Origin of the sequence: Cohnella zeiphila (assembly GCF_014212055.1) — a bacterium.
Classification (GTDB): domain Bacteria; phylum Bacillota; class Bacilli; order Paenibacillales; family Paenibacillaceae; genus Cohnella; species Cohnella zeiphila.
The window spans coordinates 67,787-84,060 of the sequence record NZ_JACJVO010000009.1 but is presented as its reverse complement, the minus strand read 5'-3'; the positions used below and the strand labels follow the sequence as shown (position 1 = coordinate 84,060).

Genomic DNA, 16,274 nt, shown 5'->3' with positions numbered 1-16,274 from the left:
TCCTAATTCAGGGTTGAATGGTTTCTCCGAAATGGCTTCTTCGCATTCGAAGCTCTTTTTATCCGCAATGATTAGCGATGCAAGCCTCCGTACCCCATGGCGGAGATCTCTTCGCGCCGAATCGTGTCTCCCGCCAGTACCCGCGGCAGCAGCACGTCGAATGAGGTATAAGGGTCATGCATCACGCAGCCGGGCAACCCGAAAATCGGAATTCCCCGCAAGTAGCCGAACAGCAGCATCGATCCCGGCAGCATCGGCGTACCGTAGCTGACGATCTCGCATCCTGCGTCCGCAATCGCCCCCGGCGTTCGATCGTCGGGGTCGACGGACATTCCGCCCGACACGAGTATCATATCATACCCTTGCTCCAGGAAATATAAAATTTCTTTGACAATTGTTTGTCTGTCGTCCGGCGCGAATCGCTGTTCGGCCAGCTCCGATCCAAGCTCCCTCAATTTCAGTTCGACCGCGGGGCCGAACTTGTCGGCGATGCGCCCGGTGAACACCTCGGTTCCCGTCGTCAGCAGGCCTGCACGCATCTTTCGAAGCGGCCGCACGGACAGCGGCGCACGGCCTTCCCGCGCCCGGTACTCTGCGGCGATCCATTCCGCCTCGGCCACTTTGCCTTCCGGCACGATGAGCGGAATCGCCCGGGTGGCGGCGATGCTTTCCCCTTCGCGCGCGACCCGGTCGTTCATTACCGTGGCGAGAGCGATGTCGCCGATCGCGTTGATCCCGTCCACGACCGGCTTCGCCACCGAAGCCAATCCCGTAATGGAGGCTTTCAGCGTCACCTTGCCCTCGTGAGGCTCGCCCATGGTCAAATGATCTCCAAGAAGAGCGGCGGCCAAACGGAGGGCGGCATCGTCTTCGTGCAAGTCTCCCGGAGCGAGTTCCATCACGTACAGATGCTCTTTGCCGATATCCTTCAGCTTCGGAATGTCTTCGGCCGCGACACGGTGGCCTTTGCGGAACAGGCGGCCCTTGAACGAGCCGGGAACGATCTGCGTCAAATCGTGAGCCAGCACCATGCCGATCGCTTCGTCTACCTTGATTTCCCGGAGAATGGAATCTCCGATTCGCTTAATGCCGGAACCTGAAGAGGACGAGGCGCTCATGCGTCGATCTCCCTTCCGAGTCCCTTCACTTGAAGCAGCGCGGCCGGGAGCACGTCCATGACCGCCATAAGCAGCTCGTGAACGCTCTTCGGATCGCCGGGCAGGTTGATGATCAGCGTCCGCCCCCGAATCGCGCAGACGCCGCGAAACAGCATCGCCCTTCGGGTCCGGTTCATCGCCGCGGTCCGCATCGCTTCCGCCATGCCGGGGACCGTCCGGTCCGCGACCATCAGCGTCGCCTCCGGCGTGACGTCCCGCAAGCCGAGCCCCGTTCCGCCGGTCGTCAGGATGAGATCGGCCTGGAAATAATCCGCCATCTCGATAAGAGCCGCACGGATCTCGTCCTGTTCGTCCGGTACGATCCGGTAATCGACGATCTCGCCCTCGAGCTCTTCTTCCATCAGTTCCCGAATGACTTGAGCGCTCGTGTCCTCGCGCTCTCCGCGTGAGCCTTTGTCGCTGGCCGACAGCAAAGCCACCTTCCAGAGCATGCCCATTCCCCCGTTCCCCCATCGATTGCGCGATTGTCTCTTTTTTATCGTTCGCGTCCGGCTCCCTCTTCTGCCTCATAATCGCCGCTCTTGCCGCCTGTCTTCGCAAGCAGCCGGGTCGGACCGATCTCCATGTCCTTCTGCAGCGCCTTGCACATGTCATAAACGGTCAGAGCGGCTGCGGACACGGCGGTCAGCGCCTCCATCTCCACGCCCGTCTTCCCCGTCGTCTTCACTTCGGCTTCGATGACGAGCGTATCCGCTCCGTTGTCGCTGAAGCGGATATTGACGCCGGTCAGCGGCAGCGGGTGGCACAGCGGAATCCAGTCCGATGTCCGCTTGGCCGCCTGAATGCCGGCCACTTGGGCGATCGCCAGGACGTCGCCCTTGGCGATCCCGCCTTCCCGGATTTGCCTCAACGTATCCGGCCTCATCGTCACTTGCGTCTGCGCGACCGCGGTCCGGGCCGTGACCGCCTTGTCCGAGACGTCCACCATGACGGCGCGTCCCTGCTCGTTAAAATGAGTCAGGCGGTCTCGCGCCTCTCCCGATTCCATAAATGTCCCTCCCGTCAGCCATTGGACGCCGTCTTCCGTCGCCAACCCGTTTAGCGCCAGGTCGTGCGCCTCCCGAGGCAGCCTGTCCGCCACCTTCTGGAGGGCGTACGCGAATCCGAGCCAGATCGTCGGTTCGAAGCCTTCTCCGGATTCGGCCTGACGCTCGGCTTCCGCGGTCTTCCGCTCGGCATACAGCCGGTCGTAAAAGCCTCCGCCGTATCCGATCCTTCCGCCCGCCGAATCGAAAGCGAGCCCGGGAACGAGAACGACGTCCAGATCCCCGCGAACCGGATAAAGGACGGTGCTCGCCGGATCCGGCTCCGGCACGCCCCATCGGCCCGGCCGCCAATCCTCCGGCGACGCGACGATCCGAAGCTCCATCCCGCTTCCGGCTTCGCGCACGCGCGGGGCGACCACGCGGTGCCCCCGCTCCCGGCACCACTCCGCCAATGCCGAAGGATCGGCTTCCGAGCGGAACGCGCCGTAGACGCATACCGTGAGCGGCCTCCCCAGCCTCTCCGCCAGCGGAGCGAGCGCCTGCGCCGCCGTGGCGGCACATAGCTGCGCGGACAGCTCCGCGGTACGGCCGCCGGCGAGCCGGTCCCGTTCGGCCGCCAGCTCGCGCCGGCGTTCGCGCTTGAGAGCGCCGGCTTCAGGCGCTTCCACACGCAGCACCTCCGTCCGAACTTGCCAAATTCAGTTCCAGTTTATCACTTTTCCCTCCGTTTCGCCAAGAACGGAACGTCCGGACGCCGTCCGCGCTTGGACGAACGCCGGCTTTTGGGTTACACTTGGAAAAGCCGGACCACGCACTACTTTAATAGAAGAAGTCGGAGGGATTCCTCTTGCTTTTGCAAGCATCGGGCATTGTCAAACATTATGGAGTGACCCCCGTCCTGAACGGGGTAGCGATTCAGATCAACGAACGCGACCGGATCGGACTGGTCGGCGTCAACGGAGCGGGCAAATCGACGTTCCTGCGGATTCTGGCCGGCGAGCTGCCTTCGGACCAGGGCTCGGTGTCCAAACCGCGCGAGCTGCGGATCGGGTACCTGGCCCAGAACAGCAGCTTCGACGGCCGTCTGACGCTGCATCAAGTGATGACGGACGCTTTTGGCCCCTTAGTGGAAAAAGAAGACGAACTGCGGCGGTTGGAGCAGCGGATGGCCGATCCCGAGGAGCAGAAAGACGCCTCGCGGTACGAAGCGCTGCTTACGACGTACGCCAACCGGAACGACGAGTTCCGGGAAGCCGGCGGCTTCGAGATGAACAACCGTATCCGCAGCGTTCTCCACGGAATGGGCTTCGGCGATTTCCCGCCGGACACGACCGTGGACAGCCTGAGCGGCGGCCAGCGGACGCGCCTGGCGCTCGCGCGGCTGCTCGTCGTGCAGCCGGAGCTGCTGCTGCTGGACGAACCGACCAACCATCTCGACATCGCCACGCTGACCTGGCTGGAACAATATTTGCGGACTTACTCCGGCGCGATGGTCATCGTCTCCCATGACCGCTATTTTCTCGATGCCACCGTTACGTCGATCGTCGAGATCGAGCGGCACGCCGCCACCCGCTACACCGGCAATTATTCGCGCTTTATGGACTTGAAGGCGGCGGCGTTCGACCAGAACATGAAGCTGTACGAGCAGCAGCGCAAGGAAATCGCGAAAATGGAAGATTTTATCCAGCGCAATATCGCCAGGGCGACGACGACCCGGAGGGCCCAAAGCCGGCGCAACGCGCTGGAACGAATCGAGCGCTTGGAGAAGCCCGGCACGCTGAAGCAGGCCAGTTTCTCGTTCGAGACCGAGCGCAAGACCGGCAAGGACGTGCTGCAAGTGTCGGAAGCTTCCGCCGCACCGGCGGATGAGCTAAGCCCGCTGTTCCGCAACGTCTCGTTCGAGGTCAAACGCGGCGAGCGGATCGCCATCCTCGGGCCGAACGGCATCGGGAAGACGACGCTGCTTCGCGCTCTCGTCGGCACGCTGGAGCTTCGCGCCGGCACCGTCCGGTGGGGAACGGGCGTCAAGCTCGGCTACTACGATCAGGAGCAGCGCGGGCTGAATCCGGCGAATACCGTGCTGGAGGAAGTGTGGAGCGAATACTCGCTGCTTCCCGAAGCGGAAATCCGAACGGTGCTCGGCAATTTCCTGTTCAGCGGCGACGACGTCAAGAAGACGGTCGGATCCTTAAGCGGCGGGGAGAAGGCGCGGGTCGCGCTCTCCAAGCTGATGCTGCGCAAGGCGAACGTGCTCGTGCTGGACGAGCCGACCAACCATCTGGACCTGTGGAGCCGCGAAGTGCTCGAAGCCTCGCTGGAAGAATATGAAGGCACGCTGCTGTTCGTCTCTCACGACCGCTACTTCCTGAACCGGCTGGCCGACCGCATCGTCGAGCTTCACCCGGACGGGACTCGGCATTTCCTGGGAAATTACGACGATATGATCGGCAAAAAGCAGGAGATGGAGCAGTGGGAATCGGGATCTCAGACCCAAAGCGCCGTCAAAGAGTCGGCCGCTCCGGCCCAGGACTACGAGGCCGAGAAGCAGGCCAAGCGCGAAGAGCGGGCGCGGCAGCGCAAGAAGGAACAGGCCGAGGCCGACATCGCGCGGCTGGAAGATGAGATCGTCGCTCTCGAGGCGGAGATGGCGACCGAGGAAGTGTTCACCGATTACGTGAAGCTGCGGGAAAAGCAAAGCGAAGTGGACGCCCGCAAGAAAGCGCTGGACGAAGCATATGCGCTTTGGGAGACGCTGATCGATTAGCCGAAGCGGCGCTCGCACGATTTGTCCACCGCTTTATCCACAACTTGAGCCCGGCATTTTTCCTCGACCCTGCGCGAACTCTGTCGGGAAAACCGCCGGGCTCAAGCGTTTTGTTAGCACAGTGTAAATTTTTCTAAGTTCTCCACCGTTTTATCCACATTATCCACAGATTTGACCGTCCGAACTGTGAAAAACATATCCCGGTTTCAAGGGTCACCCTCGCTGTACTCCCCCAACGCTTTTCGCCCTTTGTTCACATTATCCACACTCCTTGTGGATAACATTGTCCACATTTATTGCCGGCCGTTTTCGAATAGCTGCTTGCTCTCCGCATGAATCAGCCTAAGCAGGCTCGTCAAGTTCTCCAGCCTCCTGACCGGCGAGAGGTACTCTCTCTCAGGCTCCCGCCGTTTAATGGCAATGGCTTCTCTGATCAAGCCATGCCATCTCTCGGGGAGACAGGCGAGATCGTTCGATCCGGACGTCATTGAACGAAAGACGACGAGAGAACATCTGCTGTGCATCCTGTCGGAAAAACCGGCGCCGAACGCCTTTCTTCCCTCCGTGCGCGGAGTAACGTTCAATTCGCAAGGCTGGGTCAACCTGCGGACGATCCGGTTTCCGCCGCACCGGTAACTTTTCGCCCGGCAATCTCCGCACGGTACGCCGCAAAAGGAAAAAGACCCTCCGCTCAAGTGGCGGAGGGCCAAAGTCACAATATCCGTTGGAGTCCCCATCAGCGCTCGCAGAAAACGAGCCGGTTGTTGAACGGGTCGATCACGCACGCCTCGCGGCCTCCCGGGCCGTCTTCGATGCCGGGGCGCATATATTTATAGGCTTTAGCCGCAAGCCTCCGGTGCAGTTCGTCCAATCCGTCGGTGCCGATTCTCACGATGGTGCCGGGCGTCCCGTCTCCGTGATGCTCGGAGAGATGAAGGACGCAATCGCCGGACGAGATCTGCGCGTAAAGCGGGGCGTCGGGGTCGAAGCGGTGCTCCCAATCCAAGCGGAAATCCAGGTAGTCCAAGTAAAACTCCTTCGCCTTGTCCACGTCGAAGATTCGAAGAATCGGAACGGGCGCATGAAACGTAACGGGAACATGCCCATCGAAACGTTCGCTCACTTGGTTCATCCTCCGGTTTGCGAGATATGCCGGCTCAAATGCCGACCGACCACGCTTCCAGCGACAGCTGCGGCTCGGCCTTCATGTCGAGCGGCGTAAATTCGCCGCGCCGCCATTTCAGATCGGCCGCCGCGGCGATCATCGCCGCGTTGTCGGTGCACAGCCGAAGCGGCGGCACGAGCAGCGGCAGCCCCGCCTCGGCGCACATCGCGGCGAGCCGCTCGCGCAGCCCGCGGTTGGCGGCCACCCCGCCGCACAAGAGAAGCTGGCGGACGCCGAATTCGGCGGCGGCGCGCAGCGCCTTGGTCGTCACGACGTCGATGACCGACATCTGGAAGCCGCGCGCCAGCGCCTTCGCCCGGATCGGCTCGCCTTTCATGTTGGCGCGGTTGATCTCGGCCAGCACGGCCGATTTCAGGCCGCTGAAGCTGAAATCGTAGCTGTCCGGCTCCAGCCAGGCGCGGGGAAGCTCGATCTCCTCGTCCGCTTCATGGGCGAGCCGGTCGATATGCGGCCCTCCAGGGTACGGCAGCGACAATGCCCGAGCCACTTTATCGTACGCTTCGCCGACCGCATCGTCCCGCGTGCGGCCGACGATCTCGAAGCGGCCTTCCTCGCGAAGCAGCACCAGCTCGGTATGCCCGCCCGACACGACGAGCGCCAGCGCCGGATATTCGATCGTGCCGATCAGGCGGTTCGCGTAGATATGCCCGGCGATATGATGCGTCCCGATCAGCGGAACGTTCAACGCCAGCGCGAGGCTCTTGGCGGCGACGACGCCGACCAGCAGCGCTCCGACGAGGCCGGGGCCTTCGGTCACCGCCACCGCGTCGATCTCTTCCAGCGTAACGCCGGCTTCCCGGATCGCCTCTTCGAGGATGACGGTGATGCTCTCCACGTGCTTGCGCGACGCGATCTCCGGCACGACGCCGCCGAAGCGGCGGTGGGTGTCGATCTGGCTGGAGACGACGTTCGACAGCACGTCCGACCCGTCTCGCACGACGGCGACCGACGTCTCGTCGCAGCTCGTCTCGATCGCGAGCAGATGGTACGGCCGGCTCATAAGACCTCTCCTTCCGAGGAGCCGTACCCGTCTGCCGACCAGACTTTGGGCCGCAGCTCGGCCCACATGATGAGCGCGTCTTCGGCGTTGTCCGAATAGTACCCGGGACGAACGCCGGACGGCTCGAAGCCGAACTTGCGGTACAGCCGCTGCGCCCGCTCGTTGGATACCCGGACTTCCAGCGTCATGCGGCGAGCGCCGAACCAATGCGCGGTACGCATCAGCTCGGCCATCAGCTTCTTGCCGAGCCCTTGACCCTGATACGGCTCCCGAACGGCGATGTTGGTGACGTGCGCTTCGTCCACGATCAGCCACATGCCGCCGTAGCCGAGGATGACGCCCTCCCGCTCCATGACCATGTATTTCGCGAACATATTTTGCTTCAGCTCGTTATGGAACGCCTCGGCCGTCCACGGGGCGGCGAAAGCCTCCCGCTCGATCGCGACGATCGTCTCGATGTCGTCCAGGGTCATGGCCCGGAACGTCAGGCTGCCAGGTTCCGTCTTTTTACGTTTGTTCATGTCGCGCTCTCCGTCCGGCTCTTCGCGAGATTGACTTCCGCTTCGGTCAACTGGGTGTAGTTCGGAACGAACCCGTGCACGTCGTCCCGTTCGCCCCGCATATACCTTTGCTCGGCGAGCAGGCCGACCGCGCCGGCTTCCAGCGCCATCGGCCGCGTTCGAAACGGAACGCCGCAGACCGAAGCCGTCTCCGGGTCCCACTTGCCTTCCAAGGAGGCGAGCTCCCCTGTGAATACGATCGCGGCGGGCGCCGTTCGATCGGACCGCTCCTTCGCCTCGCGGTTCAAAGACGCGAGCCAATCCGCCAGAAGGCGGATGCCGTCTTCCTCCGCCCGCCTCCACTCGCCGCCGGACGCGACGAATCGGGCGGTATACACTTGCCCTCTTCTGGCGTCGACAAGCGGCACGAACCAGACGTCGCCGTCCGGCTCGCGCTCGCCGCTCTCCTTCCGCCAAGCCCCGAACGCCATCGCCTCGAGGCTCGATACGCCGAGCAGCGGCTTGCCCCAGGTCCAGGCGAGCGTCTTGGCCGCGGTCACCGCGATCCGGACTCCCGTGTAGGAGCCGGGGCCTTGTCCGACGGCGATGAAGTCGACGTCCCGGGCCTGCAAGCCGTTGCGCCTCAGCAGCTCCTGCAAGTCGGGCACGACCCGAACCGAATGGTTGCGTTCCGTGAACGACTGGGAACTGTCCGCCACATGGCCTCCACGAGTAATCGCCGCCGCCAGCACGGAAGAGGACGTGTCGAAGGCGAGAGCGGTCGGACCGGAGCCGCCCGCGCCGCTCGCCGATCCGTCCGCTTCCTTGTCCCGTCCGAAGCCCATGGTCTCGTTCATGCTTCCTCCTCTGCCGCCGGCTCCATCCCAAGCTCCCGGCACCAACTCTCATACTTCTCCCCGACCGGCATACAATCGAACCGCCGGGATACCGGACCGGTCGTCGCAATCCGGATCCGCAGGCGCTCCTCCGGGAGCAGCGGCTCGATTAGCGAAGCCCATTCCACGAGCGAAACGCCGTCGCCTTCAAAATATTCCTCCAGCCCAAGCTCGTCCGCTTCTTCCGTCGACAGCCGGTAGACGTCCATATGATAGAAGGGCAGCCTGCCCGTCTCGTATTCCTTGATGATCGTAAAGGTCGGGCTGTTCACGACCTCGGATACCCCGAGCCCCGCTGCGAACGCTTGCGCAAACCTCGTCTTGCCCGCGCCGAGATCTCCGTCGAGCGCCAGCACCGTTCCCGGCCCGGCAAGCGCAGCCAAACGCCCGGCGAACTGCGCGGTCTCCTGCTCGGAACGCGCATTCCAGCGATACGCTTGCCCCATGGCGCCGTCTTCCCCGCGGTTCATGCCTGTCCCATCCTTCCCCGCCCTCCGGCGGACGTGCGTAAAACGCGCCGTTCCGCGCGCGGACAGCCAGGGCTCCCGGCGCGAACCGGCGCGTTCGCGTGCGGATGCGCGGCGCTTCAAGCCGCCGCCATCCTATTGCTCTTATTATATCGGCCGTCGTACGAACTTGCAAAAAGAACGTCGCGAGCCCCCGGTTCAGGCGGACGGCGGTTCCATCGCCGGGAGCCGGGCGGCAGGCAGCTCCGGAACGGGGCGGCCGACCGGCACGTATTCGAGTCCGGCGAGCCTGGCTTCGCGCGGATCGAACAGATTGCGGCCGTCGATCAGCAGCGGCCGATCCAGCGCCGCGCGAATCTCGGCCAGCGGAATATCGGCGAAGGCCGGCCATTCGGTCAACAGGCAGAGGGCATCGCTGCCTCGCGCGGCTTCCAGGGCCGATTCGCACCATACGGCGAAAGGATGGTCGAATACCTCGCGAAAACGGCGTTGGGCCGCCGGATCGTACAGGCGAAGCTCCGCTCCCAGCTCGGCGAGTCGCTCGGCGATCGCCAGCGCGGGCGCTTCGCGCACGTCGTCGGTGTTAGGTTTGAACGATAAGCCCCAGATGCCGATCCGTCTCCCTCGGAGCGAGCCGAGCGCGTTCTGCAGCTTGTCGACGACGACGAGGCGCTGCTCCCGGTTCACTTCGATAACCGCCTTCAGAAGCCGGAAGTCGTATTCGACGCTGCCGGCCAGTTGAACGAGCGCGTTCGTATCCTTGGGGAAACACGAACCGCCATACCCGATGCCCGCCCGCAAAAAGGAGGAACCGATCCGCCGATCCAGACCCATCCCTCTCGCGACTTCGGCAACGTCCGCTCCGACCTTCTCGCACAGGTTGGCGATCTCGTTGATGAAAGTAATTTTCGTGGCCAGAAACGCATTGGATGCGTACTTGGTCATCTCGGCGCTGCGGGCGTCCGTCACGCACAACGGCGCGGCCAGCGGCTCGTGCAGGGCGGCCAATTCCGCCGCCGCTCTCTCGGACGAAGTGCCGATGACGATGCGGTCGGGGCGAAGCGCGTCGGCCACCGCGGATCCCTCCCGCAGAAATTCCGGCAGAGAGACGACGTCGAAGCCGCCCGCGTACCGTTCCGCGATCCACCGCTCCACCTTCTCCGCCGTCCCGACGGGTACCGTGCTTTTGATGCACACGATCTTGTACCCGTTCATGGATGCGCCGATCTCGCGCGCCGTCTTCTCGATCGAGCGAAGGTCCGCTTCGCCGGACGGAAGCGGCGGGGTTCCGACGGCGATGACGACGATGTCCGCTTTCTCCACCGCGGGACCGGCCGCTGCGGCGAACGCCAGCCGGCCGGCTTCCGCGTTGCGCGCAATAAGCTGAGGGAGGTCCGGCTCATAGATCGGAACCTCCCCCCTCCGCAGCCTCGCGATCTTCTCCTCGTCGCTGTCCACGCAAACGACGCGGTTTCCCAACTCTGCATAGCAGGCCCCGGCAACCAGACCGACGTATCCGGCACCGATGATCGCCATATCCCTCACGGGCATCCCTCCATTCGATCGAACGCGGCAAGCGGAACCTCTACTCCAACCATACGCGCGGGGGAAGCTTTTCTTGCCTGCCGTTCGTCCGAGGATGTTTCCGTTTCGCGGAATGGCGAGAAATTTTTCCTTCATCACAATAAAAGCCGTCCGGAGGACGAATCCTCCGAACGGCCGATGATACCCTTTTCGACCTTATCCGTTCTTTAACATATCGTGATCGACGTACCGCTCTCCGTTCAGCTCGCTGACGACGTTGATCGCCACTTTGGCGCCGTCCCCGGCGGTAATGATCGTGTGCATGCTGACGCCGGCTACCGTGCCCGCGGCCCAGACGTTCGCCAAGTTCGTTTTTCCTTCCGGCGTCGCGTCGATGATCGTCTTGATTCGGGGCTCCGTACCCGGTTTCGTGCGAATGCCGCTCGCTTCCGCGCAGTCAACGAACAGACCCGTTGCCACGATGACATGCCGCGCTTCGTAAGATCCCTCTTCCGCCTCGACGGTTACGGAGCTTTCGCCGGCTGTCAGCTTAACCGCTTTGGCTGCGACGAATTCGGCGCCGAACTTCTCGGCCTGCTTTCGTCCGGTATCGACCAGATCGGGCCCGGAAATCTCAGGCGCACCGTAGTGGTTCTCGATCCACGCCCTGCGCGTGACGCTCTGGTTGTTGTCGATGACCACCGTCTTCTTGCCGGCCTTGGCCGTGAACAACGCGGCGCTCGCTCCCGCCGGGCCTCCTCCGATAATCGCTACATCGTACATGCGGCATTCTCCCTTCAATAATGGAAATGATCATGTCTTTTCCATTATACGCCAAGCCTGCACCGCTTACAAAACAAGCCCGGTCGCAGCGGCGGTTATGCCGGTCCCGAATCCGCAACGTTGCAAGCTCGCCGAAGCAAGGCTACGAATTATTGACGAAAGCCGCCTTCACGGCCTCCAGATAACCGTACCCGTTAAGATCGTCCGGCTGCAGATAACTGGTCTCCGTCCATTCGTTCCAGCTGTTGATCGTGATCAGCGGCGGTTGCCCGGGATGGGCATCGGCATAGTTTCGCGCCATCTCCAGCGCCCGCTTCACCATCTCGGGCGTATTGCCCTTTACGATGCCGGGCCGAAACGCTTGAAAGCGCGGATTGTTGTCCCAGCCGATCGATACATGCGGGAAATAAGGAATGTGAAACGTTCGGTCGATGCGCTCCCATTCCCGCTCGACATCCGGCAGAATCTCGCCGTAATCCCTGTCGATATCGACGAAGTGAACGAACTGATAATGCGTCAGGCTGTCGAATCCAAGGAGATGGGCCAGTTCGCTTGTCGTGGCGGTCTTCTCCCCATCCACTCCGCTCAGGTTGAAGCTGGTCTCCTTCCACATCGTCAGCTGCAGGTGGAGCCCGGGCAACCCTGCGGATACGGCACGGCCGCGGAACCATTCGAACGCCTCCCGGGTCGCCTCCGCGCCGCCGAGCCCTTTCATCAGAGTCGCCAAGTCGTAGATCATGAACACCGGCTTCCCGCCGATCTTATAGTAGGAAGGATGCTGAAAATACCGCTCGATCAACCGGTCGGCGACGTTCTCGAACTCCGTACGATCGACGGCGGCGTCCCAGATCAGATTTTCCTGATCGTGCGACAGCCGGATGTCCCAGGTGTTGTTGACCGGATGGTTGGCCCACATCAAATAAAATTTGACCTTGTCGTTGTTCCGGGCTTTCAAATAACCGTTGTTCAGGCATTGCTCGAGAAACGGCCGCCTATCGTACCAGTACCAGTCGTAAATGAATACGTTGACGCCGTGATCGGCAGCCGCCTGAATTTGCATCTCCATCACGTACGGGTCCGCTTCGTTCACATATCCCCAGAGCGGTTTGCGCGGCCAGTCGTGTTCGGGAAATTTTCGAACCGCGTTTTTGACCGACTGCCATTCCCCGATCCCTTCCGGCCAAAACATGCGGGTTCTGGGTTCGTCCCCGGTATAAGCCGGCCACACGTATGCGGCGACATCGTACCGTTCGTTCATCCTCATCCCTCCGATTGTCGTGCTTGGCGGGCAAGCTCTTCAGCCCTTCACGCTGCCCATGACAATGCCTTTCATAAAATATTTCTGCAGAAACGGATAAATTGCCAGTATCGGGGCGGCCGCGATAAAGATTTGCGCCGATTTGAGCGTCCGGTCCGAAATCTGCGACAACAGCTTCAGATCTTCCTGCGAGGCCGACACGAACAACGACATGTCGCGGTTTGCGATGATCGTCTGCAGATAGGTCTGCAGCGGATAATGCGCCGGCGAGCTCATCAGAATGAGTCCGTCGAACCAGGAGTTCCAATGCCCGACGCAAGTGAACAGCACCAGCGTGGCGATCGCGGGCGTGGACAGCGGCAAATAAATCCGGCTCAATACCGTCCAATGGCCGGCGCCGTCGATAAAAGCCGATTCGCCGATCTCCTTCGGCACCTGCCGGAAGAAGTTGAGCAGAATGATGACGTTGAACACCGGAACGGCCCCGGGCAGAATGAGCGCCCAGATCGAATCGATCATACCGAACTGCTTGATGGTCATATACCAAGGAATCAGTCCGCCGCTGAAAATGATGGTGACGAACAAGTACCAGGAATAGACATTCCGCCCGTACAACTCCCCGCGTTCCTTGGACAGCGGATAAGCGGCGAAAATCGTCATCAGCATGTTGACGGCCAATCCCAGAGCGACGCGTTCAAGCGTGACAAGAAAAGATGTCAGAAATTGCGGCTTGGTTATGGCGTATCGATAAGAGCCCAGATTGAAGTCGACGGGCCAAAGCGTCACTTCTCCGGCCGAGGCGGCCGTACTGGAGCTGAAGGACACGGCCAGCACGTGAATGATCGGGAAAATGCAAAGCAGCGCGGCAAAGCCCAGAAAAGCGTAATTCCCGATCTCGAACAGCCTGCCGCCGAACGTTCGCCGTCGGTACACGCCTGCACCTCCTCTCTCAAAAAACGCGATAGCCCGCGAACTTGGCGGCAAGCTTGTATCCGGTTGCGATAAACAGGAACGAAACGACCGATTTGAACAAGCCGACAGCAGTGGCTACGCCGTATTGGCTGTTCTGCAATCCGATGCGGTAGACGAACGTGTCGAGGATATCGCCGGTCTTGTACACGACCGGACTGTACAGGTTGAACACCTGTTCGAAACCCGCGTTCAGCACGTTGCCTAAGCTAAGCGTTGCCATCAGCACGACGATCGGCAGGATGCCCGGGAGCGTCACGTGGAGCACCTGCCGGAATCGGTTGGCGCCGTCCATGACGGCCGCCTCGTAAAGCGAAGTGTCGATCGCCGTAATGGCGGCCAAATAGATGATCGTGCCGTACCCGAACTCCTTCCATACATCGGAGAATACCAACAGATAGGGAAATACTCGTTCGTTCGCAAGGAAAAATACGGGCTCCATTCCGAGCCGCTTCAGCAGCTCGTTGACGATGCCTTCATTCGGCGACAGGATGTCGATCAGGATCCCGGACAGGATGACCCAGGACAGAAAATGCGGAATATAGATCAATGTTTGAACCGTCCGCTGGAATACCTTTCGCCGGATAAGATCAAGCAGAATGGCGAACGTGACGGGGACGATCAGTCCGAGCACGATTTTGAGAAACGCGATAAAGACCGTGTTCCAGAGCACCTGAAGCGTATCCGGCATCTCGTACATGTACCGGAAGTTGTCCAGGCCCACGAATTTCGAATGGAAGAAGCCTTGGGTCGGATTGTAATTTTGAAAAGCGATCAGAATCCCGACCATCGGATAATAGCCGAAGGCGGCCACCAGCAGAACGCAAGGCAACAGCATGAGATGCAAGGAGCGCTGCTGCTTGAATCGGGCGGCCCATCGTTCGGATTTGGCGCCGACGGCGGTCCGGACAGCGGTCTCGGGTGCGGCCAATCTGTCATCCTCCTCTCTGTCTGCAGGACCGGCTTGCTATTTGGCGGCGTTGATTTCCTTCGTAATGTCGTCTCCGCCGAGCTTTCTCCACTTTTCCACGTAGGAATCGAACTCGTCGATCGGAGCCGCCCCGATGATGATCTTCGTGAATGTCTCGCTCCGCATTTGGTTCAGCGTCGCCCCCTTCAGCGTCATCGATTCGGTATCCCCTTTGATATAGCCGTTGCGAAGGAACCGGTCGTCCCGGTTATATTGGTCGATCACGCTGAAGGCGCTGTTGTCCGGACCCGCCCAGGCATAGGAACTCCAAAGCTTGTCGTCGCCCGCCTTGTATTTCTCGATGTTGCCCACGTTGTCTTTCACCCAGTAATTGTCCAGCACGGACGAATCGTTGTCTTTGAAATACTTGTCGACGTTCTGATTGATGAACAGGTTCTGCTGGGGATAGAACGACGTCATGACGGCCAGCTGATAGAATTGGTCCGGGTGGGTATCGAGTTGGCTGTCCTGTCCGTGATAAGCGGGATCGAAGTCGGGGCTGAGCGCCGGGTCCTTCGCGTAGAAATAGTTGTACAGCTTGATTGCCGCCTCCGGGTTCTTCATTTTTTTGTTGACCACGTAGAACGTGCCGGACGATCCGTTAATCATGGGCTTGGCCGGCTGGTCGTCGGCGGAGACGATCGGGAACGCCTGCCAGTCGGCGTTCGCATCCTTGTTCTTGGCGTCCTGCAGCGGCCAGAACGGAACGTAATGCTGGCCGAAGAACATGCCGACCTTGCCGGACGTCACGGATTCGGCGACTTTCGCGGTATCTTTGACGGAAAATTCCTTATCGATATACCCGTTCTTGTACATGTCCGCCAATTTCCCCAGAGCTGTCTTGATGGCGGGTTGAATGCCGCCGTAGGCGAGATTTCCGCTTCCGTCGTCGATCCAGCCGTTGGCATAGCCGTGATAGCCTTCGAAAAATCCGTCCAGCACCGCGAAGCCTCCGAGCAAGTCTTTGTTGAGTCCAAGACCGTAGGTATCGTCCTTGCCGTTCTGGTCCGGGTCGTTCTTGGTGAACGCTTCCGCGATTTTCAGCACATCGTCCATCGTCCGGGGCGGTTCCATATTCAGATTTTTCAACCAATCCGCGCGAATCCAGATCATCGAAGCGCCGTCGATGGCCCCGTTGATGGCCGGAAGAGCCATCAGCTTCCCGTTCACGGTAGCTTGATCCATGCCGATCCGTTGGTCCGCGTCCATCATCTGCTTCGTGAAATCGGACGCATATTGATCGAACAGCTGCGTGATGTCCATGGCAACGCCCGTATCCACCAGCATCTTCAGTTGCCGCGAGTTGACAGGGATGATGTCGGGAAGATCGTTGGACGAGATCGATACGTTCATTTTCTGTTCCATCTGCGCCGACGGGACGGTCCACAGGTAATGAATCTTGATGCCCAGATCCTTCTCGTAGCCGCGGGTCCAGATGTTGTCGGTGATGACATCCGGCTTGATCGATACGGATTTTTGCACCTGATCGCTAAGTCCCATCACCGCGGTTACGGTGATCGGGCTTTCGTATTTCGCAGCAGGATCCGCGGATGGCCCCGTGCCGGTTGCTGCGGCCTTCGTTCCGCCGGCGGAAGGAACGCCGCTCGCGGAAGCGTCGCCGCCTCCATCGTTCGAATGGCTGCTGCAAGCCGCGGCCGACCATGCCGTTAATCCCAATACCGCGGCAAGAAGCATTTTTTTCAGCGGATTCGTTTGCATGCCGATTCCCCTTTTTCGATAACTAAATTACAGCGGCCGACTGTATTTTTATTATAAAAACAAGGGAAACGCTT

The 16,274-nt window shown here is 60.9% G+C and carries 16 protein-coding genes and 1 pseudogene; 2 read left to right on the top strand and 15 right to left on the bottom strand.

Translation table 11 applies throughout. The features are described from left to right. Positions 1–71: 71 nt before the first annotated feature. The 4 genes and pseudogenes from H7C18_RS07670 to H7C18_RS35025 form a co-directional block, all read right to left on the bottom strand. Positions 72–1,118 (bottom strand): molybdopterin-binding protein, encoded by a 1,047-nt coding sequence (locus tag H7C18_RS07670; RefSeq protein ID WP_185128448.1) that lies wholly within the window; start codon positions 1,116–1,118, stop codon positions 72–74. Beyond that, positions 1,115–1,609: a MogA/MoaB family molybdenum cofactor biosynthesis protein gene (locus H7C18_RS07665; RefSeq protein WP_185128828.1), complete on the bottom strand. Its 495-nt coding sequence runs from the start codon at positions 1,607–1,609 to the stop codon at positions 1,115–1,117. Before H7C18_RS07665 ends, H7C18_RS07670 begins: the two co-directional genes overlap by 4 nt. 44 nt (positions 1,610–1,653) lie before the next feature. Further along, positions 1,654–2,166, bottom strand: coding sequence for a cyclic pyranopterin monophosphate synthase MoaC (moaC, locus tag H7C18_RS35030; protein ID WP_238357575.1), 513 nt, complete (start codon positions 2,164–2,166; stop codon positions 1,654–1,656). 45 nt (positions 2,167–2,211) lie between these two features. Beyond that, a pseudogene (locus H7C18_RS35025) lies at positions 2,212–2,832 on the bottom strand (5-formyltetrahydrofolate cyclo-ligase); the annotation flags it as partial. A 179-nt stretch (positions 2,833–3,011) separates the two neighbouring features. Between H7C18_RS35025 and H7C18_RS07655 the strand changes: the two are divergent. Both H7C18_RS07655 and H7C18_RS07650 read left to right on the top strand, forming a co-directional pair. After that, on the top strand, positions 3,012–4,928 hold the full coding sequence (locus tag H7C18_RS07655; RefSeq protein WP_185128446.1) for an ABC-F family ATP-binding cassette domain-containing protein: 1,917 nt from the start codon (positions 3,012–3,014) through the stop codon (positions 4,926–4,928). Positions 4,929–5,342: 414 nt separating this feature from the next. After that, complete coding sequence (locus tag H7C18_RS07650; protein WP_185128445.1) at positions 5,343–5,564, top strand: hypothetical protein; 222 nt, start codon at positions 5,343–5,345, stop codon at positions 5,562–5,564. Between the two features lie 100 nt (positions 5,565–5,664). Here H7C18_RS07650 and H7C18_RS07645 read toward each other — a convergent pair whose 3' ends face one another. The 11 genes from H7C18_RS07645 to H7C18_RS07595 form a co-directional block, all read right to left on the bottom strand. After that, entirely contained in the window at positions 5,665–6,051 is a 387-nt protein-coding gene (locus tag H7C18_RS07645) for a glyoxalase superfamily protein (protein WP_337913095.1), read from the bottom strand. A gap of 34 nt (positions 6,052–6,085) precedes the next feature. Beyond that, the gene (gene tsaD / locus H7C18_RS07640) at positions 6,086–7,114 is read right to left on the bottom strand and encodes a tRNA (adenosine(37)-N6)-threonylcarbamoyltransferase complex transferase subunit TsaD (RefSeq protein ID WP_185128443.1); all 1,029 of its coding nucleotides are present in this window, start codon (positions 7,112–7,114) and stop codon (positions 6,086–6,088) included. Continuing rightward, a complete protein-coding gene (rimI, locus tag H7C18_RS07635; RefSeq protein WP_185128442.1) occupies positions 7,111–7,635 on the bottom strand; it encodes a ribosomal protein S18-alanine N-acetyltransferase in 525 nt (174 codons plus the stop codon). The genes tsaD and rimI overlap by 4 nt, the downstream gene beginning before the upstream one ends. Next, complete coding sequence (gene tsaB, locus H7C18_RS07630) at positions 7,632–8,471, bottom strand: tRNA (adenosine(37)-N6)-threonylcarbamoyltransferase complex dimerization subunit type 1 TsaB (RefSeq protein ID WP_185128441.1); 840 nt, start codon at positions 8,469–8,471, stop codon at positions 7,632–7,634. The genes rimI and tsaB overlap by 4 nt, the downstream gene beginning before the upstream one ends. Beyond that, positions 8,468–8,956, bottom strand: a complete 489-nt coding sequence (gene tsaE, locus H7C18_RS07625; RefSeq protein ID WP_185128827.1) for a tRNA (adenosine(37)-N6)-threonylcarbamoyltransferase complex ATPase subunit type 1 TsaE — start codon at positions 8,954–8,956, stop codon at positions 8,468–8,470. Before tsaE ends, tsaB begins: the two co-directional genes overlap by 4 nt. Before the next feature lie 219 nt (positions 8,957–9,175). Continuing rightward, entirely contained in the window at positions 9,176–10,528 is a 1,353-nt protein-coding gene (locus H7C18_RS07620) for a UDP-glucose dehydrogenase family protein (RefSeq protein ID WP_185128440.1), read from the bottom strand. A gap of 189 nt (positions 10,529–10,717) precedes the next feature. Further along, on the bottom strand, positions 10,718–11,284 hold the full coding sequence (locus H7C18_RS07615; protein WP_185128439.1) for an FAD-dependent oxidoreductase: 567 nt from the start codon (positions 11,282–11,284) through the stop codon (positions 10,718–10,720). Between the two features lie 142 nt (positions 11,285–11,426). Then, positions 11,427–12,542: a glycosyltransferase WbsX family protein gene (locus tag H7C18_RS07610; protein ID WP_185128438.1), complete on the bottom strand. Its 1,116-nt coding sequence runs from the start codon at positions 12,540–12,542 to the stop codon at positions 11,427–11,429. 39 nt (positions 12,543–12,581) lie between these two features. Next, a complete protein-coding gene (locus H7C18_RS07605) occupies positions 12,582–13,475 on the bottom strand; it encodes an ABC transporter permease subunit (protein WP_185128437.1) in 894 nt (297 codons plus the stop codon). A gap of 16 nt (positions 13,476–13,491) precedes the next feature. Then, positions 13,492–14,349: an ABC transporter permease gene (locus H7C18_RS07600; protein WP_185128826.1), complete on the bottom strand. Its 858-nt coding sequence runs from the start codon at positions 14,347–14,349 to the stop codon at positions 13,492–13,494. A 129-nt stretch (positions 14,350–14,478) separates the two neighbouring features. Then, a complete protein-coding gene (locus H7C18_RS07595; RefSeq protein WP_185128436.1) occupies positions 14,479–16,200 on the bottom strand; it encodes an extracellular solute-binding protein in 1,722 nt (573 codons plus the stop codon). Positions 16,201–16,274 lie beyond the last annotated feature (74 nt).

Coding starts and splice junctions, on each gene's coding strand:
- tsaE (WP_185128827.1), bottom strand. CDS start 8,956: ATGGGGCAAGCGTATCGCTGGAATGCGCGTTCCGAGCAGGAGACCGCG.
- H7C18_RS07610 (WP_185128438.1), bottom strand. CDS start 12,542: ATGAACGAACGGTACGATGTCGCCGCATACGTGTGGCCGGCTTATACC.
- H7C18_RS07670 (WP_185128448.1), bottom strand. CDS start 1,118: ATGAGCGCCTCGTCCTCTTCAGGTTCCGGCATTAAGCGAATCGGAGAT.
- H7C18_RS07600 (WP_185128826.1), bottom strand. CDS start 14,349: ATGCTGTTGCCTTGCGTTCTGCTGGTGGCCGCCTTCGGCTATTATCCG.
- tsaB (WP_185128441.1), bottom strand. CDS start 8,471: ATGAACGAGACCATGGGCTTCGGACGGGACAAGGAAGCGGACGGATCG.
- H7C18_RS07650 (WP_185128445.1), top strand. CDS start 5,343: ATGGCAATGGCTTCTCTGATCAAGCCATGCCATCTCTCGGGGAGACAG.
- moaC (WP_238357575.1), bottom strand. CDS start 2,166: ATGGAATCGGGAGAGGCGCGAGACCGCCTGACTCATTTTAACGAGCAG.
- H7C18_RS07620 (WP_185128440.1), bottom strand. CDS start 10,528: ATGCCCGTGAGGGATATGGCGATCATCGGTGCCGGATACGTCGGTCTG.
- tsaD (WP_185128443.1), bottom strand. CDS start 7,114: ATGAGCCGGCCGTACCATCTGCTCGCGATCGAGACGAGCTGCGACGAG.
- H7C18_RS07615 (WP_185128439.1), bottom strand. CDS start 11,284: ATGTACGATGTAGCGATTATCGGAGGAGGCCCGGCGGGAGCGAGCGCC.
- H7C18_RS07665 (WP_185128828.1), bottom strand. CDS start 1,609: ATGCTCTGGAAGGTGGCTTTGCTGTCGGCCAGCGACAAAGGCTCACGC.
- rimI (WP_185128442.1), bottom strand. CDS start 7,635: ATGAACAAACGTAAAAAGACGGAACCTGGCAGCCTGACGTTCCGGGCC.
- H7C18_RS07595 (WP_185128436.1), bottom strand. CDS start 16,200: ATGCAAACGAATCCGCTGAAAAAAATGCTTCTTGCCGCGGTATTGGGA.